21 protein-coding genes are annotated in these 20,259 nt (G+C 55.9%); 14 read left to right on the plus strand and 7 right to left on the minus strand.

The features are described 5' to 3' along the window. Positions 1–35 precede the first annotated feature (35 nt). Genes urtA through zinT form a run of 6 tightly spaced genes read left to right on the plus strand, consistent with a single transcriptional unit; the run spans position 36 to position 6,175 of the window. On the plus strand, positions 36–1,307 hold the full coding sequence (urtA, locus tag QRN24_RS04215) for an urea ABC transporter substrate-binding protein (RefSeq protein WP_020884166.1): 1,272 nt from the start codon (positions 36–38) through the stop codon (positions 1,305–1,307). A 24-nt stretch (positions 1,308–1,331) separates the two neighbouring features. Then, positions 1,332–2,906, plus strand: a complete 1,575-nt coding sequence (urtB, locus tag QRN24_RS04220) for an urea ABC transporter permease subunit UrtB (protein WP_196087814.1) — start codon at positions 1,332–1,334, stop codon at positions 2,904–2,906. Continuing rightward, on the plus strand, positions 2,906–3,979 hold the full coding sequence (gene urtC / locus QRN24_RS04225) for an urea ABC transporter permease subunit UrtC (protein WP_047744640.1): 1,074 nt from the start codon (positions 2,906–2,908) through the stop codon (positions 3,977–3,979). Before urtB ends, urtC begins: the two co-directional genes overlap by 1 nt. After that, a complete protein-coding gene (gene urtD / locus QRN24_RS04230) occupies positions 3,979–4,776 on the plus strand; it encodes an urea ABC transporter ATP-binding protein UrtD (RefSeq protein WP_014170037.1) in 798 nt (265 codons plus the stop codon). The genes urtC and urtD overlap by 1 nt, the downstream gene beginning before the upstream one ends. Before the next feature lie 9 nt (positions 4,777–4,785). Next, complete coding sequence (urtE, locus tag QRN24_RS04235) at positions 4,786–5,484, plus strand: urea ABC transporter ATP-binding subunit UrtE (RefSeq protein WP_014170038.1); 699 nt, start codon at positions 4,786–4,788, stop codon at positions 5,482–5,484. 52 nt (positions 5,485–5,536) lie between these two features. Then, entirely contained in the window at positions 5,537–6,175 is a 639-nt protein-coding gene (gene zinT / locus QRN24_RS04240; RefSeq protein WP_041162947.1) for a metal-binding protein ZinT, read from the plus strand. A gap of 48 nt (positions 6,176–6,223) precedes the next feature. Here the strand turns inward: zinT and ydeE are convergent, their stop codons facing one another. Continuing rightward, on the minus strand, positions 6,224–7,417 hold the full coding sequence (gene ydeE, locus QRN24_RS04245) for an efflux MFS transporter YdeE (protein ID WP_059305981.1): 1,194 nt from the start codon (positions 7,415–7,417) through the stop codon (positions 6,224–6,226). A gap of 247 nt (positions 7,418–7,664) precedes the next feature. Between ydeE and eamA the strand changes: the two genes are divergently transcribed. Beyond that, positions 7,665–8,564 carry an O-acetylserine/cysteine exporter gene (gene eamA, locus QRN24_RS04250; protein WP_020884160.1) on the plus strand — a complete coding sequence of 300 codons (900 nt, stop codon included), beginning with the start codon at positions 7,665–7,667 and terminating at the stop codon, positions 8,562–8,564. A gap of 38 nt (positions 8,565–8,602) precedes the next feature. On the opposite strand, the gene marB is transcribed toward eamA, so the two are convergent. From marB to marR, 3 genes are read right to left on the minus strand one after another with little or no spacing between them, the layout of a single operon-like run. Next, positions 8,603–8,821 (minus strand): multiple antibiotic resistance protein MarB, encoded by a 219-nt coding sequence (gene marB, locus QRN24_RS04255; protein ID WP_014170042.1) that lies wholly within the window; start codon positions 8,819–8,821, stop codon positions 8,603–8,605. A gap of 32 nt (positions 8,822–8,853) precedes the next feature. Next, on the minus strand, positions 8,854–9,234 hold the full coding sequence (gene marA / locus QRN24_RS04260; protein ID WP_008502237.1) for an MDR efflux pump AcrAB transcriptional activator MarA: 381 nt from the start codon (positions 9,232–9,234) through the stop codon (positions 8,854–8,856). Positions 9,235–9,254: 20 nt separating this feature from the next. Beyond that, complete coding sequence (gene marR, locus QRN24_RS04265; protein WP_020884159.1) at positions 9,255–9,689, minus strand: multiple antibiotic resistance transcriptional regulator MarR; 435 nt, start codon at positions 9,687–9,689, stop codon at positions 9,255–9,257. Between the two features lie 256 nt (positions 9,690–9,945). Between marR and QRN24_RS04270 the strand changes: the two genes are divergently transcribed. Further along, complete coding sequence (locus QRN24_RS04270; protein WP_014170045.1) at positions 9,946–10,611, plus strand: MarC family NAAT transporter; 666 nt, start codon at positions 9,946–9,948, stop codon at positions 10,609–10,611. A 58-nt stretch (positions 10,612–10,669) separates the two neighbouring features. Here QRN24_RS04270 and QRN24_RS04275 read toward each other — a convergent pair whose 3' ends face one another. Next, entirely contained in the window at positions 10,670–11,866 is a 1,197-nt protein-coding gene (locus QRN24_RS04275; protein WP_020884157.1) for a sugar transporter, read from the minus strand. Positions 11,867–12,043: 177 nt separating this feature from the next. On the opposite strand from QRN24_RS04275, the gene QRN24_RS04280 reads away from it, so the two are divergent. Continuing rightward, positions 12,044–12,832 carry a PhzF family phenazine biosynthesis protein gene (locus QRN24_RS04280; RefSeq protein ID WP_176587228.1) on the plus strand — a complete coding sequence of 263 codons (789 nt, stop codon included), beginning with the start codon at positions 12,044–12,046 and terminating at the stop codon, positions 12,830–12,832. A gap of 27 nt (positions 12,833–12,859) precedes the next feature. Beyond that, positions 12,860–13,660, plus strand: coding sequence for a PhzF family phenazine biosynthesis protein (locus tag QRN24_RS04285; RefSeq protein ID WP_063924952.1), 801 nt, complete (start codon positions 12,860–12,862; stop codon positions 13,658–13,660). Between the two features lie 51 nt (positions 13,661–13,711). Here the strand turns inward: QRN24_RS04285 and QRN24_RS04290 are convergent, their stop codons facing one another. Continuing rightward, a complete protein-coding gene (locus tag QRN24_RS04290; protein ID WP_063924951.1) occupies positions 13,712–14,674 on the minus strand; it encodes an NmrA/HSCARG family protein in 963 nt (320 codons plus the stop codon). Between the two features lie 92 nt (positions 14,675–14,766). Between QRN24_RS04290 and QRN24_RS04295 the strand changes: the two genes are divergently transcribed. Together QRN24_RS04295 and QRN24_RS04300 are read left to right on the plus strand one after the other, a co-directional pair. Continuing rightward, complete coding sequence (locus QRN24_RS04295) at positions 14,767–15,678, plus strand: LysR family transcriptional regulator (protein WP_236900304.1); 912 nt, start codon at positions 14,767–14,769, stop codon at positions 15,676–15,678. Positions 15,679–15,739: 61 nt separating this feature from the next. Then, the gene (locus QRN24_RS04300; protein ID WP_014170050.1) at positions 15,740–16,222 is read left to right on the plus strand and encodes a GNAT family N-acetyltransferase; all 483 of its coding nucleotides are present in this window, start codon (positions 15,740–15,742) and stop codon (positions 16,220–16,222) included. Here the strand turns inward: QRN24_RS04300 and ptrR are convergent. Beyond that, positions 16,176–17,054: a putrescine utilization regulator PtrR gene (gene ptrR, locus QRN24_RS04305; protein WP_014170051.1), complete on the minus strand. Its 879-nt coding sequence runs from the start codon at positions 17,052–17,054 to the stop codon at positions 16,176–16,178. The two genes, QRN24_RS04300 and ptrR, sit on opposite strands and share 47 nt — an antisense overlap. A 99-nt stretch (positions 17,055–17,153) precedes the next feature. Between ptrR and sad the strand changes: the two genes are divergently transcribed. Both sad and QRN24_RS04315 read left to right on the plus strand, forming a co-directional pair. Beyond that, a complete protein-coding gene (gene sad / locus QRN24_RS04310) occupies positions 17,154–18,542 on the plus strand; it encodes a succinate-semialdehyde dehydrogenase (protein ID WP_032681013.1) in 1,389 nt (462 codons plus the stop codon). A 116-nt stretch (positions 18,543–18,658) separates the two neighbouring features. After that, on the plus strand, positions 18,659–20,248 hold the full coding sequence (locus QRN24_RS04315) for a methyl-accepting chemotaxis protein (RefSeq protein ID WP_284942385.1): 1,590 nt from the start codon (positions 18,659–18,661) through the stop codon (positions 20,246–20,248). Positions 20,249–20,259 lie beyond the last annotated feature (11 nt).

The raw sequence follows: 20,259 nt of genomic DNA on the forward strand, positions 1-20,259 counted from the left end.
GCCTTTGCACAGCTTTCTTTTTCAGGAGTGAAAATATGCACCGTCGTACCTTATTAAAAGCCTTCGCATTGTCCGCGTCTGTCGTAGCTATGGGGATGAGTTTTGGCGCTCAGGCGGCCGATACCATCAAGGTGGGGATCATGCATTCCCTTTCCGGCACGATGGCGATTTCCGAAACGCCGCTTAAAGATGTTGCGCTGATGACCATCGATGAGATTAACGCCAAAGGGGGCGTGCTGGGTAAGAAGCTGGAACCGGTAGTGGTTGACCCGGCCTCGAACTGGCCGCTGTTTGCCGAAAAAGCGCGCCAGCTGTTGAGCCAGGACAAAGTGGCGGTGGTGTTTGGTTGCTGGACGTCGGTGTCACGTAAATCGGTGCTGCCGGTGTTTGAGGAGCTGAACGGACTGCTGTTCTACCCGGTGCAGTATGAGGGTGAAGAGATGTCACCTAACGTCTTCTATACCGGTGCCGCGCCAAACCAGCAGGCGATCCCGGCGGTGGAGTACCTGATGAGTGAAGACGGAGGCAGCGCGAAACGCTTCTTCCTGTTAGGCACCGATTACGTTTATCCCCGCACCACGAACAAAATCTTGCGTGCTTTCCTGCATTCGAAAGGGGTGGAAGACAAAGACATTGAAGAGGTATACACCCCGTTTGGTCACAGCGATTACCAGACAATCGTTTCCAGTATCAAAAAATTCTCTGCCGGAGGGAAAACCGCGGTGGTTTCCACCATCAACGGCGACTCCAACGTTCCGTTCTATAAAGAGCTGGCTAACCAGGGTCTGAAAGCTACCGATGTTCCGGTTGTGGCCTTCTCCGTGGGAGAAGAGGAGCTGCGCGGGATCGACACCAAACCGCTGGTGGGCAACCTGGCGGCGTGGAACTACTTTGAGTCCGTTGATAACCCGACCAACCAGGCGTTTGTGGCGGATTACAAAGCGTATGCCAGGGCACACAAATTGCCGAACGCCGACACCGTGGTCACCAACGACCCGATGGAAGCCACCTACGTCGGGATCCACATGTGGGCGCAGGCGGTTGAAAAAGCAGGTACCACCGATGTCGATAAAGTTCGGGCGGCAATGGCCGGTCAGTCCTTCAAGGCCCCTTCAGGCTTTACGCTCACCATGGATGCCACCAACCACCATCTGCATAAGCCGGTCATGATTGGCGAAATTGAAGGTAACGGCCAGTTTAATGTGGTCTGGCAGACGGAACAGCCGGTGCGCGCGCAGCCGTGGAGTCCCTTCATTGCCGGTAATGACAAAAAGCCCGATCAGCCGATGAAAACCGCCAGCAACTAAGTTATCACCGCAGGGAGAAAAGTCATGAACGCCATACGCACGATCATCGCTATTGTGTGGCTTACCGGACTGCTGCCAGGGATGGTGCAGGCATCGGATGCCGACCAATTCGTGGCCGCCAGTCGCAGCCAGCAGGCAGAACTGTTGACACAGTGGGCAACCGCGCCGGAGGCGGCACGGTTGCCGCTGCTCCAGGCGCTGCAGAGTGAAAGTCTCTACACCGACAGCCAGAAACATGCGTTTGCACAACGCCAGGGGGCAATGGTTCCCTTGGGTGAAACAAAAGCCGCAGCAGGCCAAACCAAAGCCGTGCGTCTGACCAACCGGCTGCGCAATCTGGTGGCGACGGCAATGGCAACCCATCAGCTCGTGAGTGACAGTGTCACGGAAAGGCGTACGGCAGCCCGTCAACTCCAGCGGGATGCACAGCCTGAAATGCTTGATTTCCTGCAAAAACGGGTGAGCAGCGAAACGGATGATGTGGCCCGTCAGTCGCTGATGCTGGCGCTGGCGAACCTCCAGCTGGCAAGTCCGCAGGCTGCGGTGCGCCTGAACGCTGTGGCGCTGTTAGGGCAATCAGACGATCCGGACGTTCAGTCCCGGCTGACGCCGTATACGCAGGCAGCAACGGAGCCGGATGCTGGCGTGCGTGCTGCCGCTGCCGAAAGTCTGAAACTGATTGAGCATCGCCTGATGTGGGGCGATCTGCTTGGTCAGGCGTTTATGGGGCTCTCGCTGGGGTCGGTACTGTTGCTCGCCGCGCTGGGGCTGGCAATTACCTACGGCCTGCTGGGGGTGATTAACATGGCCCACGGGGAGATGCTGATGCTGGGCGCGTACGCCACCTGGATGGTTCAGCAGGTGATGGCCGGGCTCGCCCCACAGTGGCTGGCGCTCTACCCGATCGTTGCGCTGCCGGTGGCGTTTATTGTGACCGCCAGCATCGGGATGGTGCTCGAGCGTACCGTTATTCGTCATTTGTATGGCCGACCGCTGGAAACGCTGCTGGCGACATGGGGTATCAGCCTGATGATTATTCAGCTGGTACGCATGACGTTTGGCGCCCAGAACCTGGAGGTGGCAAACCCGGCATGGCTGTCCGGTGGCGTGCAGGTGTTTGCCAATCTGACGCTGCCGTGGAACCGCATTGTGGTACTGGGTTTTGTGCTGCTGGTGCTGTTCTTCACGTGGCTCATTCTGAACAAAACCCGTCTTGGACTGAACGTGCGCGCAGTGACGCAAAATCGCAGTATGGCAGCCTGCTGCGGGGTACCGACAGGTCGCGTCGATATGCTGGCCTTTGGGCTTGGCTCGGGGATTGCGGGTCTGGGGGGCGTGGCGTTATCGCAGTTAGGCAACGTTGGGCCAGAACTGGGCCAGGGTTACATCATCGACTCGTTCCTCGTGGTGGTGCTTGGCGGGGTGGGTCAACTGGCAGGTAGCGTGGCCGCGGCGTTTGGGCTGGGGATCTTTAATAAAATTCTCGAACCGCAAATGGGGGCGGTATTGGGCAAAATCCTGATTCTGGTGGCGATTATTCTGTTTATTCAGAAACGTCCGCAGGGGTTATTCGCACTGAAAGGGAGAGTTACTGACTGATGAGCCAGCCGCTTACCTTAACGCTGGCGCGCAAAGCGCCACGCACGACGCAGATAGCCGGTAGCCTGATCGTGGCCTGCCTGCTGGTTTTACCGTTTTTCGCCTTACTGCCCGCGACGCATCCGCTGGCGATCTCGACCTGGATGCTCACGCTCACGGGTAAGATCCTCTGCTATGCCATTGTCGCCGTGGCGCTCGATCTGGTGTGGGGCTATGCCGGAATGCTCTCCCTGGGGCACGGTATCTTCTTCGCGCTGGGCGGCTATGCGATGGGCATGTACCTGATGCGCCAGGCGGCGGGTGACGGGCTGCCCGCGTTTATGTCGTTTCTCTCCTGGAGCGAACTGCCGTGGTTCTGGTGGGGGACGCAGCACTTTGTCTGGGCACTGGTATTAATTGTGATGGTACCGGGGCTGCTGGCGCTGGTGTTTGGCTGGTTTGCCTTTCGCTCAAAAATCAAAGGGGTCTATTTTTCGATCATGACCCAGGCGCTGACGTACGCGGGGATGTTGCTGTTCTTTCGCAATGAAACCGGCTTTGGCGGGAATAACGGATTTACCGGTTTTACCACGCTGCTCGGGTTTTCCGTTACCGCGACCACCACCCGTATTGCGCTGTTTCTGGCTACCGTGATGCTGTTGCTGATAGCGCTGGGCACAGGCTTCGCGCTGGCGAAAAGTAAGTTCGGTCGCATTCTGACCGCGGTGCGTGACGCCGAAAACCGCCTGACGTTTTGCGGGTACGATCCCCGCGGTTTCAAGTTGCTGGTGTGGACACTATCAGCCGTACTTTGCGGTCTGGCCGGTGCACTGTATGTGCCGCAGGTGGGCATTATCAACCCGGGTGAAATGTCGCCAACCAACTCAATTGAAGCGGCCATCTGGGTCGCGCTGGGGGGGCGCGGCACGCTGGTCGGCCCGGTGATAGGCGCGGCGCTGGTGAACGGTGCGAAGAGCGTCTTTACCGTCGCCCTGCCGGAATACTGGCAGCTGTTTCTGGGGCTGATTTTCATCGCCGTGACGCTGTTTTTACCGCGCGGTGTCTACGGTCTGTTTCGTAAGGGAGAACACTAATGCAGCCAGCCGAAGGATTATTTACCCGCCAGTTACCCGGGGATCGCTATCGCGACCAGACCGATCCGGTACTGCAGCTTGAAGCCATCAACGTGAATTTCGATGGTTTTCAGGCGCTGACGGACCTCTCACTGAACATTGGCGTGGGTGAATTGCGCTGCGTGATTGGCCCCAACGGTGCGGGAAAAACGACGTTAATGGACGTGATTACCGGCAAAACGCGGCCTAAAAGCGGCAGAGCGCTGTACGATCAGTCCATCGACCTGACGGCGCTCGAACCCGCCGAGATTGCCCGCCAGGGCATCGGACGTAAGTTCCAGAAGCCCACGGTCTTTGAAGCGCTCACGGTGTGGGAAAACCTCGAGATTGCGATGAAAACCGACAAATCCGTCTGGGCGAGCCTGCGGGCCAGACTCAACGGCGAGCAGCGGGACCGTATTGACGAGATGCTGCTCTTGCTACGGCTTGGCGGCGAGCGCAATCGCCGCGCCGGGCTGCTTTCGCACGGGCAAAAGCAGTTTCTGGAGATTGGCATGCTGCTGGTGCAGGACCCGCATCTGCTGTTGCTGGATGAACCGGCAGCCGGAATGACCGACGCGGAGACCGACTATACGGCTGAGCTGTTCAGAACCCTTGCGGGCAAACACTCCCTGATGGTGGTCGAGCACGATATGGGCTTTGTCGAAACCATTGCCGACCACGTGACGGTGCTGCACCAGGGACGCGTGCTGGCGGAAGGGTCACTTCGCCAGGTACAGGCGAATGAGCAGGTCATAGAAGTCTATCTGGGACGCTAAGGAGCCGTCATGTTACAGGTGAACGAACTGAATCAGTATTACGGCGGCAGTCATATTCTGCGCGGGGTCAGTTTTGAAGCGGCGACCGGTGAAGTGACCTGCCTGCTGGGGCGCAACGGGGTGGGGAAAACCACGCTGCTCAAGTGTCTGATGGGCCTGATCCCGGTAAAAACAGGAGACATTATCTGGCAGGGAAAAAAAATCACCCACAGCAAGCCGCACCAGCGCGTGCAGTCGGGTGTGGCCTATGTTCCGCAGGGGCGTGAGATTTTTCCACGCTTAACGGTCGAGGAGAATCTATTGCTCGGGCTGTCACGCTTCCCCGCCCGCGACGCAAAGCGCGTCCCGGAGGATATCTGGCAGTTGTTCCCGGTGCTTAAAGAGATGAAGCATCGTCGTGGAGGCGATCTCTCCGGCGGTCAGCAGCAACAGCTGGCGATTGGTCGCGCCCTGGCGAGCCGGCCACAGCTGTTAATCCTCGATGAACCCACGGAAGGTATTCAGCCGTCGGTGATCAAAGAGATAGGCCTGGTGATCCGCAAGCTGGCGGACAGAGGGGATATGGCAATCCTGCTCGTAGAGCAGTTTTACGATTTCGCCGCTGAGCTTGCCGACAGCTATCTGCTGATGTCGCGCGGGACCATCATTCAGCGTGGACGGGGCGATACAATGGAACAAGAGGGCGTTCGCGGACTGGTTGCGATTTGAAATGTTATATTATAACATCCTCATTCTTATAAAACGGAGTGAGGAGTTTGTTTTGGCTGCACATATTGGCAAATTTGCAATGACTCTGGGGGCGCTGCTGGTAAGTGGTCAGCTGTTTGCCCATTCGCATGGACATCAGATGACGGAAGCGGAACAGAAGGCGGCAAACGGCGTCTTTGAGGATAAAGACGTCAAAGACAGAAAGCTGTCTGACTGGGATGGGACATGGCAATCCGTCTATCCGTTTTTGCTCGATGGCGCGCTGGATCCGGTTTTTAAACAGAAAGCGCAGAAGGACAAAAAATCCTTCGACGAGGTGAAAGCCTACTATCGCACAGGGTATGCGACGGACGTTGAGGCTATCGGCATCGAAAACAACGTGATGGAATTCCACAAAGGTAAGGCTATCAGTCGCTGCCAGTATGATTACAGCGGCTATAAGATCCTGACTTATGCATCAGGTAAGAAAGGGGTTCGCTATCTGTTCGAGTGTAAAGATCCGGACAGCAAGGCGCCGAAGTTTGTCCAGTTCAGCGACCATACCATCGCCCCAAAAGCCTCTTCCCATTTCCATATCTTTATGGGCAACACCTCCCACGAGGCGCTGCTGAAAGAGATGGATAACTGGCCGACGTATTACCCGAACGAAATGTACAAACAGCAGGTGGTCGACGAGATGCTGCACCATTAATGGCCTGCCCGATGCCGGGTGGGCGTCATGCCGCCCGGCGTTGAGGACTTAAGCCACTTTCGGCATTTCGCACCACGCCTTCACGCTCATCCCACGCAAAATCATCAGCCAGGCAATCACGATGGCAACCATCATGATCGCAAACAATGACCAGTGCGGCAGGTTGGTAAGGATAATACCGGTGATCATCGGGTTTGCCGCCGCCCCAAGCCAGCCCAGCGCCTGGGCAGAGAAGTAACTCGCTTTCATACCCGGCGGGGCAATATTGTCGATCAGCATATATTCGCCCGGTGCATAGATAATCTCACCCAGCGTAAACACCGCTGCCGCAATGCCCCAGTAGACCAGGTTTTCCCCGGAGAGCATAAAACCGCCCAGCCCCAGGACGAAGAAGAGTGTTCCCGCCGTCATCAGCGGACGTATATTGCTGGCGGAGATCTTGCGACCGATAACGTATTGCAGGGTGACGACCACCGCAGCATTCACCGGCAGCACCACGGCGACCACGTTTTGCGCAAAGTTGCTGTCGGCATTCGCAGCCAGCACGTACTGCGAAATACAGCTGGCGAATGACCCGCCCACATACGACGCCAGCAGGCCGGAAAGGGTGTACCAGAAGAGGGCGCGGTCTTTAAGCAGTACTGACGGTTGCCACGGCATTTTCTCTTCGGTGGCATCGAGCGCAACGCTTTTTTGCACGAAGAAATGGATAAAACCGAGCGGCAGTGCGGCACAAAAAGCGGCCAGCCAGAACGGCAGCTGCAGGCTGTACATCACCAGTAAGGTGCCCACCGGCGGCCCGATCGTCCAGCCAATGTTCAGGAAGCTATAGTTTAGCGAGAAAACGCGCGCTTTTTGGCTCGAAGTCAGCACATCGGCAAACCAGGCCTTCAGCACCGTTGAAAATACCGAATAGGCGCAGTTAATCAGGGAAAAGAAGAGCACCACCAGCGTGACGTTATCCACCAGCGGGATAGCAACAAACCCGGCAATAAAGGCGACGATAGAAATCAGCATGTAGCGCTTTTTATCAAACTTATCGGCGAGGATGCCAAACCCCATACTGAATACCACACCGACGGTAAGCGCAATGGTCAGGGCATAACCAATATTCTCAACGCTCATATTAAATACGCGCGTGAGATAGATAGTCATAAACGGCAGCGTTGCCCCACGACCAATGGTTAATAATAACGACGACGCCAGCAGCGCTGCGGTTGAGCGCCTGAGTGATGGTTTCATATTCCTGCCTGACAATTGCGTTTGTTTTTTTGAGCCGCAGAGATTCTGGCCGCGCTCGCTCGCCGCCATCCTGCAACGTGTATTATTTTAGGTATATATCAGGAGTATCACGACATAAGGGGCTTGTATAGCGCCTAATTTATCCGTAAGTGCTTCAGTTGACTGCCAGAAATAATGATCTTCTCGTGGCATGTTTTTTTCGTTACCTTGAAGTGTTTACAAAAATTTAATCATTCAGGGGCAGAGTATGACGCGAAAAGACGGGCTGCTGGCTTTGCTGGTGGTCATCGTATGGGGTCTGAATTTTGTGGTCATCAAGCTTGGGTTGCATAACATGCCCCCACTCATGCTGGCTGGTTTGCGTTTTCTGCTGGTGGCTTTCCCGGCGCTCTTCTTTGTCGCGCGCCCGAAAATTCCGTTCAGACTCTTACTGGGATACGGCCTGACCATCAGCTTTGGCCAGTTCGCGTTTCTGTTCTGCGCCATTAAGTTCGGGATGCCCGCCGGTCTGGCTTCTCTGGTGTTACAGGCTCAGGCGTTCTTTACCATCATTCTCGGGGCGTTTGTCTTTGGCGAGCGTCTGCAGGGTAAACAGCTGGCGGGGATCACTCTTGCGGTGTTCGGCGTGCTGGTGCTGATAGAAGCCAGCCTGAACGGGCAGCACGTGGCGTTACTGGGCTTTATGTTAACGCTGGCAGCGGGGCTGAGCTGGGCCTGCGGGAATATCTTCAACAAGCTGATTATGCAGCATGAGGCGCGCCCGAAGGTGATGTCGCTGGTGGTCTGGAGCGCCTTGATCCCCATTGTTCCGTTTATGGTTGCGGCGCTCATTTTTGATGGGCCGGACGTGATGCTGAAAAGCCTGGTGGAAATCGATCTCACCACCATTTTATCGCTGATCTACCTGGCATTTGTGGCCACCATTATTGGTTACGGGATCTGGGGATCGCTGCTGGGTCGCTACGAAACCTGGCGCGTGGCGCCGTTATCCCTGCTGGTGCCGGTGGTAGGGTTGGCCAGCGCCGCGCTGTTGCTCGATGAAAAGCTGAGTGCGCTGCAGCTGCTGGGGGCCGTGCTGATCATGGCCGGGCTGTACATCAACGTGTTTGGTTTGCGCGTGCGTCGGGTAACGCGGGCAAGAGGATAGGCATAAAAAAAGCCCCGCATCCGCGGGGCAAAAACGAATCAGAAGCTGTGCTGATTATAATAAGGCACGCCTAACTCGTCGGATTTGTCACTACCAGCACCCATGTGGTTGAAGTCATAAGGTGACTGGTCATGTGCTGACGGCAAAATCATCGTGTCACGATTATTTTGCTGCGTTGCACGAGGGGTTTGCTCCGCGAAGGTCTGGCTGGAAAACAGCACCAGCAAGGCGAGGGCGGCGGAGGCTGTAACTTTCATGATTTCCTCGGTTACGTCTTTACAGGCGATGATTAACTACAATGTTTTAGTGGATACAGGTATCGGGATTCACCCGGCACGCTGGTAATACGGTATTTGTGAGGCGGCACGTCGAAGTAGTTCTTAAACGTACGCGTCAGGGTTTGCTGTGATTCAAAACCGTAACGTTCCGCCAGATAAAGGATCGGCTCATTGCTTTCTTTCAGCTTCTGGGCAATTTCCGTCAGCTTGCGGCTGCGAATATATTGACCTAATGAATGGCCGGTCTCTTTTTTGAACATCCGTTGCAGGTGCCATTTGGAGTAACCTGAACGCTCTGACACTTTTTCAAGGGAGAGCGGCGATTCCAGGTTATCTTCGATCCAGTCCAAAATGCTATGAATAGTAATAGCGTCAGTATTGCGTCTGGACATCGTCATACCTCTTTTTCTGTTTACGGCAGTATTTTCTTAAGCAAAAGCTCAAGCGTTGCCACTTCATCTGCCGTTAAGTTTTTTGTTAGTTCCTGATGCAGTGTTTGTCCTACTAGTTGATGACATTGCTCGCACATAGCCGCGCCATCGCTGGTGAGTTTCACCAGGACGCCGCGTTTGTCATTCGGGTTAGGGCTTCGTTCTATCCATCCTTTGCAAACGAGACGATCGAGCATGCGGGTTAGCGCACCCAGATCGACAGAGAGCACCTTTTTCAGCTCAACCGGCGTGATACACACTTCGCAGCGAATGGAGCACAGCACTTTGAACTGCGTGGCGGTGATATCCAGCGGTGACAGATAGTCATTGAGCAGGCGATCTTTTTTCTGGTTAACCATATGAATAAGACGACCCAGCGGAATAATGTCGTTAAAGAGATCACTGGTGCTTTTCACAATGGTTGCCCTGGCAAGTAGTTTAGTCACGGCAGATATTATTGCTCAGGCAAGTATAAGTCAACTGAATGGATCAGCGGATGCCACGAATTGCTAAAACGTTTCATGAACTTTTTTTGCATGCTTTCAATTCAAATAGATAACGAAGGGTTATCGTTAATGACCGTAAATAATCGTTACGTTGAGCGAATGGCTGAACGTCACACTTTCACCCTATAATTGCGGTGATAAACATGGATAAGGACAACGACGCACTATGTTGGATTTGATTAAAGCAATTGGTCTGGGGCTGGTGGTATTGCTGCCGTTGGCTAACCCGCTAACGACGGTTGCGCTCTTCCTGGGGCTGGCAGGGAACATGAACAGCGCCGAGCGTAACCATCAGTCGATGATGGCCTCGGTCTATGTGTTTGCCATCATGATGGTGGCTTACTACGCCGGACAGCTGGTGATGAACACCTTCGGAATCTCCATCCCGGGTCTGCGTATTGCCGGCGGACTGATTGTCGCCTTCATCGGGTTCCGTATGCTGTTCCCTGCGCAGAAAGCGCATGAGTCACCTGAGGCCAAAAGCAAATCCGAAGAGCTGGAAACCGAGCCCAGCGCGAATATTGCTTTTGTCCCGCTGGCGATGCCAAGTACGGCGGGACCAGGAACGATTGCGATGATCATCAGCTCCGCGTCAACGGTGCGGGATGGTTCGACCTTCCCGGACTGGGTCATCACGGTTGCGCCCCCGCTGATTTTTGCACTGATTGGTATCATCGTATGGGCATCCTTGCGCAGTTCAGGCGCGATCATGCGCTGGGTCGGTAAGGGCGGTATTGAGGCGATTTCCCGCCTGATGGGCTTCTTACTGGTGTGTATGGGCGTGCAGTTTATTATCAACGGCGTGCTGGAGATTATTAAGACGTACCATTAATCACCCGCCCGGTAATGCAAAACGGCAACCTCGGTTGCCGTTTTACGTTGACTGCGGTCTACCCGTGATGGGCCTGTTCTTCCAGTGCGACCGGCCATTTACGGAAGATGAGCAGGGACCAGATGAGCGCCACCAGTGCCGGAATGGCACCCAGATAGCCAATCGCAGACATCGACACGTGAAGGCTAATCTGATTTCCCAGCAGCGCGCCCGCGCCAATACCAAGATTGAAAATCCCCGAGAACAGTGACATCGCCACATCCGTTGCGTCCGGGGCGAGGGCCAGCACCTTCACCTGCATACCCAGACCGATAATCATGATCGCCACTCCCCAGAACAGGCTCAGGACGGCCAGATGACCCTCGCTGCCCGCCGCTGGCATGAGTAACACCAGGCACGCCAGCAGTAAACCAATGGCGCTGCTGACCAGCGCCGACGCGTGCTGATTGCCGAGCTTACCAAACAGAATACTGCCAATAATGCCCGCGCCCCCCAGGATCAACAGCAGAACGGTGGCAAAGTTGGCGCTAAAGCCGGCCACGACCTGAACGAACGGCTCAATATAGCTGTAGGCGGTGTAATGCGCCGTGACCACAATGACCGTCAGCAGATAGATACTCAGCAATGCCGGACGACGCATTAACAGCGGCAGGCTTTTCAGCGAGCCGGAGTGTTCGCTTGGCAGCTTCGGCAGCAGTTTAATCAGGCAGACCAGGGTGATCATTGCCCCCATGCCGATAGCGAAGAACGTGGTTCGCCAGCCAAAGTATTGCCCAACGATACGGCCAATCGGCAGGCCCAGGACCATAGCCAGTGCCGTGCCGGTGGCGATCAGGCTCAGCGCCTGCGCGCGTTTACCCGCAGGTGCCAGGCGGATGGCCAGTGACGCGGTGATCGACCAGAATACGGCATGGGCAAAGGCGATACCGACGCGGCTGATGACCAGCACCGTAAAGTTCCACGCCAGAAACGACAGGACGTGGCTGACGATAAACAGGGCAAACAGGCCGATCAGCAATTTCCGCCGTTCCATCTGGCTGGTCAGCAGCATAAACGGCAGTGACATCAGTGCCACCACCCAGGCATAGATGGTCAACATAATGCCCACCTGCGCGGTTTCCATCTGGAAACTTTCAGCGATGTCAGACAACAGCCCAACCGGAACAAATTCTGTGGTATTAAAAATAAACGCGGCAATTGCCAGCGTGACCACGCGTAGCCACGCGACTCTGCGGGTAACTGTGTTCGTTGTCATAGCGATGTCGGAGATTCGTTGCTGAAAAGAAGAGGAGACGATCTTAAAACGTCAACCGGCGAAAACTCAACCATTATGTGATGTAGATCTCAAAATTCACCTGGTAAAAGCGGTAGCCGGGGGCATGGTTTTCATTGAATATAAAAGAACAACACGACAAAAACAGGCGGTAAGACAATGCAGGAGATTGATTTTTATCTGGTAGATGCGTTCAGCAATGCCTCTTTTGGTGGAAACCCGGCGGCCGTGTGCCCGTTAGACGCATGGTTGCCTGATGAGACACTGCTCAGAATGGCACAGCAGCATAATCAGTCGGAAACCGCGTTTTTCGTCTGCAGTAAAGCGGGAATTGAGTTACGCTGGTTTACCACCCTTACCGAAGTCAACCTTTGCGGACATGCCACACTGGCAGCCGCGTACGTCCTGTTTAATGAACTCAACTATCCTGACCCGCGTATCCACTTTGATACCGCCTCTGGCCAGCTGACGGTTAGCCGGGAAGGGGACTGGATGACGCTGGACTTCCCGGCATGCCCGACGCAGGAAGAGACGCCCCCGCCGGCGATGCTTGCAGCGCTGGGGATCGGCCATTACGTAGAAGCCCGTAAGGGGCGAGCCTGGGTGGTGGTTCTGGAAAACCGCCAGCAGGTTGAGGCGCTCTCGCCGAATATCTCGGCAATGACGCCTGGCGAACATAAGGTCAGCGTGACGGCGCGGGGAGAGGGGGATTATGATTTTGTGAGCCGCTTTTTCTCACCGGGAGTTGCCGTCTGGGAAGATCCGGTCACCGGATCCGCGCATACAATGCTTATTCCCTACTGGAGTGAAAAACTGGGTAAAACAGCGATGTTTGCCCGCCAGGTGTCGGCTCGTGGCGGTGATATGCGCTGCGAACTGAAAGGTTCACGTGTGCTGATGAGCGGGCAGGCCTCGCTTTATCTGAAAGGCACCGTCTTTCTGCGCTAAATAACCATAACAAAAGAGGAAAAGACAATGCAGGAAATTGATTTCTATTTGGTCGATGCCTTCAGCGACAGGGCGTTTGGCGGCAACGCAGCGGCGGTTTGCCCCTTGGAAGAGTGGCTGCCGGACGAGACGCTGCTCAACATGGCGCAACAGCACAATCAGTCTGAGACGGCTTTTTTCGTACGCACTGACGGCGGATTCGAGCTGCGCTGGTTCACTACCCTCGACGAAATTAACCTGTGTGGACATGCCACACTGGCGGCATCGCATGTCATTTTCGAATACCTTGATTATCCACACACGGAAATCACCTTCACCACCCGTTTCGTCGGCGAGCTGACGGTAAAACGCAGCGGTGACTGGTTGACGCTCAACTTCCCGGCCTGGCCGACGGTGGTCGTCGATAATCCGCCAGCGCTGCTGTTGAGCGCGCTGGGCATTGAGCGGGCAAAAGAGGTGCGTGTCGGGCGCGACTATATGGTGGTGCTGGAGAACCAGCAGCAGGTAGAGGCCCTTACGCCGGATATCTCAGCAATGATTCCGCTGGATAAGATGGTCTGCGTCACGGCACCGGGCGATGAATATGACTTCGTCAGCCGCTTCTTCTGTCCGGGAGAAGGGGTGCCGGAAGATCCGGTCACGGGGTCCACTCACAGCATGTTGATTCCCTACTGGAGCGAAAAACTGGGCAAAACCGTGCTGAACGCGCGCCAGGTCTCGCGACGGGGCGGGGATTTACGCTGCGAACTGGCGGGGGACCGGGTGTTAATCGGCGGGAAGGCCACCCTGTATCTGAAAGGGCATATCTATTTACGCCAGGCGATGTAAGCCAGGAATGGGCCACCGTCATTTCATCATCGGGAATGACGGTGGCTTGCGTTAATCAAACGTTCGTTTTTCCCCCTGCCAGCCAGACGTAATCAGAAATTCACGCCACGTTAAGGTGGCAGGGTTTATGGTTCTGCTCCAGGTAAGATCCCGGTCTTTTCCGTAATAGCCGTAGTTCACGGCATATTCCGTCATGCCGGTAATTTCACTGACCAGTGCCGCGTTGTCTGCGAAATCGGGGAAGTGGTGAAGGAGTGCTTCTCGCGTGTAGGCTGAGCGATACCGGGCTTTTATGCCGGTGACCTCCGTGAAGGTTTCCACCATCTCACGCGGCGAAAGACTCTCACCGACAACGGGTAACGTCATGCCGTTGTAGTGTTCGGGGTTATCGAACATCTCAAGCACCGCAGGGCCGGTTGCCGTGAGCGGATCGACAAAGGGCGCCCGAACGTCTTCCGGGAGATAGAGGGGAAAGATCAGCTCGTCGCCTTCTTTACGCGGCGGATAATATTCGGCCAGATTGGTGTAAAAGAACGCCAGTTGAATAAACGACGCGCTGACGGGGAGTGTGCGGATGTACTCCTCAATTCGGCCCTTATCGCTGAAATGAGGAGCCCATAGAGTTCCGGCCGTTATTCTCTCGACGTTTTCCAGACTGCTGAAGACAAGGTGTTTTACGCCGGCGTTGACGGCGGCATCTGCAAGCCTGTAACCCAGCGCCGTTTCACCCGTGGGCATCTGCGTCGATACGGGGATGAAACCCGGTGTCATCAGGAACGCTCCGTCTGACTCGGCAAACGCCCCGATCAGATGCGCATCATTGCCCGTCTTAAGGGTGATTTGTCTCAGTTCAGCACCCCGTTCCGCCAGCTGTTTCGCCGCAGGAGAGTCCGTGTTTTGCGTTAAGGCGCGCACCCGATAGCGCCCACTTTGCAGCAGGGTTCTGGTTACGCTACGTCCTTGTTTACTGGTGGCACCAAAAACTGTTATGAGTGGTTTTTTATCATACGACATTTCATTCTCGCTCTGTGTTGTTGCGGTAGTGCATTATCGGAATGCGGACGGCGAGCGTGAAATCGATTTATTTCTTACATGATATCCATCCTATGAATACCAAAAAGCCTGACGTAAACCTGCTGCTGACTCTGGAAGCGCTGGTCGCGGAGCAAAATGTCACCAGGGCCGCCAGCCGGCTTTGTCTTAGCCAGCCTGCCGTCAGCGCGCAGCTTAACCGGTTGAGGGGGATGTTTAACGATCCGTTATTGATCCCGGGGCGCAGGGGGATGACGCCAACCCCCAAAGCTCTTGAGCTGATGGCGACGCTTGGCGGGGCGCTGGCAAAAATACGGGATACGCTGCAATCACATGAGGACTTTGATCCGCTGCACGATTCGCTAACGGTCTCTCTGGCCTGTACTGATTACGTGCAGGCCGCGGTCATTATGCCGCTGATTGTGACCCTGCAAGAGATTGCCCCCGGCGTGCGTATTGCTGTCAGGAATTACGATCCGCATCAGCTGGCCCATCAACTGAGCTCAGGCGATGTTGATGCTGCCATTGCCACGCCAGACCCTGCGCAGGCGCAGCTCAGAACGCAACATCTTTATGACGAATCGTACGTGCTTATCGGGCGCCCTCAGCATCCTGAACTGAACGACCAACTGACAATGGAAGCGTTCGCAAAACTTGAGCATATTATCGTGTCCCCCTCGGGAGGCGGTTTTACCACGCCGCTGGATGTCATGCTGGCGGAGTCAGGGTTGCAACGTAAGGTTGCGGTGTCTGCGGCATCATTTCTGTTTGTTCCCGGCATGGTGCAGATGAGCCATCTGGTAGCACTGGTGCCCCGACGATTAATTATGGGAACCATTAACCCGCTCACCGTGGTGGAACTCCCCTGGCTGAAAGAGACGTTTGACGTCAGTCTTATCTGGCATGAACGCAGCCATAACCACGCCGGACATCGCTGGCTAAGAGATACCCTCGTCAGCCTGAACCGCAATGCTGATATAAGTTAACGGTATGAAGTATGTGTGCAGGGCTGCGCTATGTTGAAATAAAAACAACAAGGAGCCCGCCATGTATTCCATTACCGCTGAATCTGCACATCACCCTGATATTTTGCATCTGATTGCCGCGCTTGACCGCTATCAGAGCGAACTCTATCCCGCTGAAAGTAACCACCTGCTCGATCTGACCGAACTGCCGACAGCCTCGCTGATCCTGATGATTATTCGGGACCGGCAGCTTCATGCCGTCGGGTGTGGTGCCGTGGTGCTCAACGGCGACGGGACCGGTGAAATGAAACGGGTGTATATCGATCCGGCTCATCGCGGGCAACATCTCGGCGAGATGCTGCTGGCGGCGCTGGAAGATGAAGCCCTGAGCCGTCACTGCCACACGCTTCGCCTGGAAACGGGCATCCGGCAACATGCCGCCGTCCGTCTGTATGAGCAGTGCGGCTATGAGCAACGTCCGGCGTTTCCGCCGTATGTTGATGACCCGCTGAGCCTGTTTATGGAGAAGGCACTGGTGGTTGACGTTCGTTTAGCAGCGCTATAAAAGCCTCCAGCGGGCGGGTCATAGCCCCGCGGCGCCAGACCAGCCAGGTGGTAAGCCAGCGCCAGTTTTCTGCCAGCGGCCAGGCTTCCACCTGATGGTGGCCTGGCATACTTTCCAGCATCGAACGAGGCATCAGCGCGATACCGGCGCCCGCGATGACGCAGGCGAGCATGCCGTGATAAGACTCCATCTCATGAATACGCCCGGGCGTGGCTCTGTCGGCGTGAAACCAGCTTTCCAGATGTCGGCGATACGAACAGTTTGCGCGAAAGGCGTAGACGTCACTGCCGCTTACCTGCGTGGCGCGTGCCACTTCTGCATGCCCGGCGGGCGTGACCAGCATCATCTCTTCCCGGTAAACCGGCATGCCTTCCAGTTCCGGATGCGAAAGGGGGCCATCGACAAACGCGGCGCTTAAGGTTCCCTCCAGTACGCCGTCAATCATTGTGCCGGACGGCCCGGTAGAGAGGGCAAACTGGATACGTGGATAACGCTGGTTAAACTGCGCCAGGCTTTCCGGAATACGCACGGCGGCGGTACTCTCCAGCGCGCCAAGCGCAAATAATCCCTGCGGTTCATCACCGGCGACGACCATTCGTGCTTCATCGACCAGCGCCAGGATCTGCTTGCTGTAGCGCAGGAAGTTATGCCCGGCGGGAGATAAACGTAAACGCTGGTTCTCACGAATAAACAGCTCAACGCCAAGATCGGCTTCCAGCTGGCGGATGCGGGTGGTCAGGTTCGACGGAACGCGATGCACCTTTTGCGCCGCCTGGGTGATGCTGCCGGTGAGCGCCACGGCGTTAAACATTTCAAGCTGAGTTAAGTCCATGCCATTCTCGATTCGTGAACAAGGTGGTTAGTATTATTCATTTTTAAGAAATAGCAGAGTGCGCCACAATGAATCAACCGTTATTACGTGGAGACCATCATGACTTATTCATCTGCTACACATGCCCTCTCTGTTAACCCAGCCACCGGTGAGACGCTCGCGGCGTATCCGTGGGCGAGCACCGACGACGTTGAACGCGCAATTGCGCAGGCTGATGCCGGTTTTCGTCAGTGGAGACGCGTAAGCGTTTCAGACCGGGCGCAGAAGCTGCGCGATCTCGCCAGCGCGCTGCGAAACCGTGCAGACGAGATGGCCCGAATGATCTCCCGTGAGATGGGCAAACCCATTTTGCAGGCGCGTGCTGAAGTGGCAAAATCCGCCAGCCTCTGCGACTGGTATGCGGAACACGGCCCGGCAATGCTGCAGCCTGAACCGACCCTGGTAGAAAACCAAAACGCGGTGATTGAATACCGGCCGCTGGGACCTGTTCTTGCCGTCATGCCGTGGAACTTCCCGCTCTGGCAGGTACTGCGTGGCGCGGTACCCATCCTGCTGGCCGGGAACAGCTATCTGCTCAAGCATGCGCCAAACGTACTCGGCTCGGCTGACCTCATTGCGCAGGTATTTGCTGACGCCGGTTTTCCGCAGGGTGTCTTTGGCTGGGTGAATGCCACGAATGAGGGCGTGAGCCAGGCGATCAACGACCGTCGTATTGCCGCCGTAACCGTAACCGGCAGCGTGCGCGCGGGTGCGGCGATTGGTGCGCAGGCAGGGGCAGCACTCAAGAAATGCGTTCTGGAGCTGGGCGGTTCAGATCCGTTTATTGTGCTCAATGATGCTGATTTGGATCTGGCGGTGAAAGCAGCCGTGGCCGGACGTTATCAGAATACCGGACAGGTTTGCGCCGCCGCTAAACGCTTTATTGTGGAAGAGGGCATCGCTGATGCTTTCACCCAGCGCTTTGTCGAGGCGACGGCAGCCCTGAAGATGGGGGCGCCGGATAGCGAAGAAAACTTTATTGGCCCGATGGCGCGATTTGACTTGCGTGATGAATTGCATCAGCAGGTGCAGGCCACGCTGGCCGAAGGCGCCACGCTGCTGCTTGGCGGGGAGAAAGTCGCCGGTGAAGGTAATTACTATGCACCGACCGTGCTGGGGAATGTCACTGCCAGCATGACGGCATTTCGTCAGGAGCTGTTTGGTCCGGTTGCGGCGGTTAGCGTTGCGAAAGACGCGGAGCACGCGCTGCAGCTGGCTAACGACAGCGACTTTGGTCTGTCCGCAACCGTCTTTACCGCGAACGATACGCTGGCGGAGAAATTTTCCCGTGAGCTGGAGTGCGGTGGGGTGTTCATCAATGGTTTCAGCGCCAGCGATGCGCGCGTGGCCTTTGGCGGCGTGAAGAAGAGCGGTTTTGGTCGTGAGCTTTCCCACTTCGGTCTGCATGAGTTCTGTAACGTGCAAACGGTATGGAAGAACAGAGTCTAGTTCGCTCTCCGATGACGGCCTTCAGCACGAAGGCCGTTGTCATTTTCCTGCAATGGTTCTGTCATTTTCGTTTCGTAGACTCGCACGCGTCTAACGTCTTGTTACTGAAGAAAATTATGAACCTAACGCAAATTTTTCGCCGTATTGCGCAGCGCCTCATCCCTCGTCAGTTTGGCCTGCTGACCGGTATTTTCTGTATTATTGGTCTTTTCTCCGCACTGCAACTCTCCTCTTCATTTTTGCTCAATGCTTCCCTGAAGGACGCTCAGCGCAACGAGCAGCAAAATCTGCTGGCATACCAGCAACAGAGCAAACTGGATCTGGCCCGCGTGTCTCTGCTGGCAGCAAGCGATCTGCTTAACCGCTCCGGCGTCTGGTTTATGCAGGATAAAGAGACCGGCTCTGAAGGAAGCTGGCACAGCCTGATGGACGAAGCTCAGGCGTCGCTGACGGTTTCTCAGCAGGCCTGGAACGCCTGGCTGGCGCTCAATCCGCCAAAAGATGATGCCCTGATCACCAGCTACCAGCTTTTCTACGGTGCCATCAAGGAGCAGGCGGAAGGGCTCATCAAGACCAACACGATCGACGCCTTTTTTGCCGTACCTGCCCAGGCTTTTCAGACTGACTTCAACGAAAACTATGCCCGCTATCAGCAGGCCAGCGAGAAGCAGGCGATGCAGGGCCGCCAGAGTCTGATGGCGCAACTCTATGGCCTGCAAACGCTCTTCCTGACTGCACCGGTTCTGTTACTTGCCATCGCCATTCTGGTGTGGTTCGGCATGTCCCGCTGGGTCATTACGCCGCTGCGTCGGTTGATTGCTCACATTAACCAGCTGGCGGCAGGAGACCTGTCCGGTACACCGCCGGGCGTTCTGCGCTTTAACAAGGAGATCGGACAGTTAAGCGACAGTGTTTCCACCCTGCAACACGGACTGCAGGAACTGGTGACCCAGGTCAGCAATGCCACCCACGCAATGGTTGAAAATATAGGCTCGCTGGCGCAGGGCAACCAGAAGCTGTATCTGCAGTCGGCTCGTCAGGCGAAAGAGCTTGAGGATGTGACGACACACATTGCCGCGCTGGAAAACCACGTGGAAGGGAATACAGGTTATGCAAAGCTCGCCAGCTCCAGGGCGGACGAGGCGCGCCAGGTAGCCGCGGGCGGCGATCGGATGATGACAACCGTCAATGCCTCCATGCAGGCGATCGTTGACCGATCGTCAGAGATGCGCGGGATCGTGGCAATGATCGACAGCGTGGCGTTTCAGACCAACATTCTGGCACTGAATGCGGCCATCGAGGCCGCCCATGCGGGGAACCACGGGCGCGGTTTCGCCGTTGTCGCCCGGGAAGTGGGGCTGCTGGCCAGAAAGAGCAGCCACTCGACGCATACTATTCAGGCGCTGATCAATCACTCTTTGCAGGGCATCGAAGACGGTTCACGGGCCGTTAACCTGCTGGAAGATAATCTGCAGCAGGTGATCGGGCTGGTGGCTAATTTAAGCAGTCTGCTGAATGAGATCTCGGTCGCGACCCTGAGCCAGGGGGAGAGCATTCATCAGATGACGCGGCAGCTTCAGGCGTTGAATCAGGTTTCCCGTCAGACCGACATGCTGGTGTCTGACGCGTCGGATGCCTCTGAACGGCTGCATAAGCAATCCGATCTTTTATTGCAGGCGGTTTCGCGTTTTCGTCTTAGCGCCTGACGCAACATATA

This window comes from Enterobacter sp. MEB024, assembly GCF_030209635.1.
Taxonomy (GTDB): Bacteria; Pseudomonadota; Gammaproteobacteria; order Enterobacterales; family Enterobacteriaceae; genus Enterobacter; species Enterobacter ludwigii.

What these genes read in the sequence shown, in the direction of transcription:
- sad (WP_032681013.1), top strand. Translation starts at nt 17,154, where the DNA reads ATGACTTATTCATCTGCTACACATGCCCTCTCTGTTAACCCAGCCACC.
- eamA (WP_020884160.1), top strand. Translation starts at nt 7,665, where the DNA reads ATGACGCGAAAAGACGGGCTGCTGGCTTTGCTGGTGGTCATCGTATGG.
- marA (WP_008502237.1), bottom strand. Translation starts at nt 9,234, where the DNA reads ATGTCCAGACGCAATACTGACGCTATTACTATTCATAGCATTTTGGAC.
- QRN24_RS04295 (WP_236900304.1), top strand. Translation starts at nt 14,767, where the DNA reads ATGAATACCAAAAAGCCTGACGTAAACCTGCTGCTGACTCTGGAAGCG.
- QRN24_RS04280 (WP_176587228.1), top strand. Translation starts at nt 12,044, where the DNA reads ATGCAGGAGATTGATTTTTATCTGGTAGATGCGTTCAGCAATGCCTCT.
- QRN24_RS04270 (WP_014170045.1), top strand. Translation starts at nt 9,946, where the DNA reads ATGTTGGATTTGATTAAAGCAATTGGTCTGGGGCTGGTGGTATTGCTG.
- marB (WP_014170042.1), bottom strand. Translation starts at nt 8,821, where the DNA reads ATGAAAGTTACAGCCTCCGCCGCCCTCGCCTTGCTGGTGCTGTTTTCC.
- urtD (WP_014170037.1), top strand. Translation starts at nt 3,979, where the DNA reads ATGCAGCCAGCCGAAGGATTATTTACCCGCCAGTTACCCGGGGATCGC.
- urtC (WP_047744640.1), top strand. Translation starts at nt 2,906, where the DNA reads ATGAGCCAGCCGCTTACCTTAACGCTGGCGCGCAAAGCGCCACGCACG.
- urtA (WP_020884166.1), top strand. Translation starts at nt 36, where the DNA reads ATGCACCGTCGTACCTTATTAAAAGCCTTCGCATTGTCCGCGTCTGTC.
- urtB (WP_196087814.1), top strand. Translation starts at nt 1,332, where the DNA reads ATGAACGCCATACGCACGATCATCGCTATTGTGTGGCTTACCGGACTG.
- QRN24_RS04285 (WP_063924952.1), top strand. Translation starts at nt 12,860, where the DNA reads ATGCAGGAAATTGATTTCTATTTGGTCGATGCCTTCAGCGACAGGGCG.
- ptrR (WP_014170051.1), bottom strand. Translation starts at nt 17,054, where the DNA reads ATGGACTTAACTCAGCTTGAAATGTTTAACGCCGTGGCGCTCACCGGC.
- QRN24_RS04300 (WP_014170050.1), top strand. Translation starts at nt 15,740, where the DNA reads ATGTATTCCATTACCGCTGAATCTGCACATCACCCTGATATTTTGCAT.
- QRN24_RS04275 (WP_020884157.1), bottom strand. Translation starts at nt 11,866, where the DNA reads ATGACAACGAACACAGTTACCCGCAGAGTCGCGTGGCTACGCGTGGTC.
- QRN24_RS04315 (WP_284942385.1), top strand. Translation starts at nt 18,659, where the DNA reads ATGAACCTAACGCAAATTTTTCGCCGTATTGCGCAGCGCCTCATCCCT.
- QRN24_RS04290 (WP_063924951.1), bottom strand. Translation starts at nt 14,674, where the DNA reads ATGTCGTATGATAAAAAACCACTCATAACAGTTTTTGGTGCCACCAGT.
- urtE (WP_014170038.1), top strand. Translation starts at nt 4,786, where the DNA reads ATGTTACAGGTGAACGAACTGAATCAGTATTACGGCGGCAGTCATATT.
- ydeE (WP_059305981.1), bottom strand. Translation starts at nt 7,417, where the DNA reads ATGAAACCATCACTCAGGCGCTCAACCGCAGCGCTGCTGGCGTCGTCG.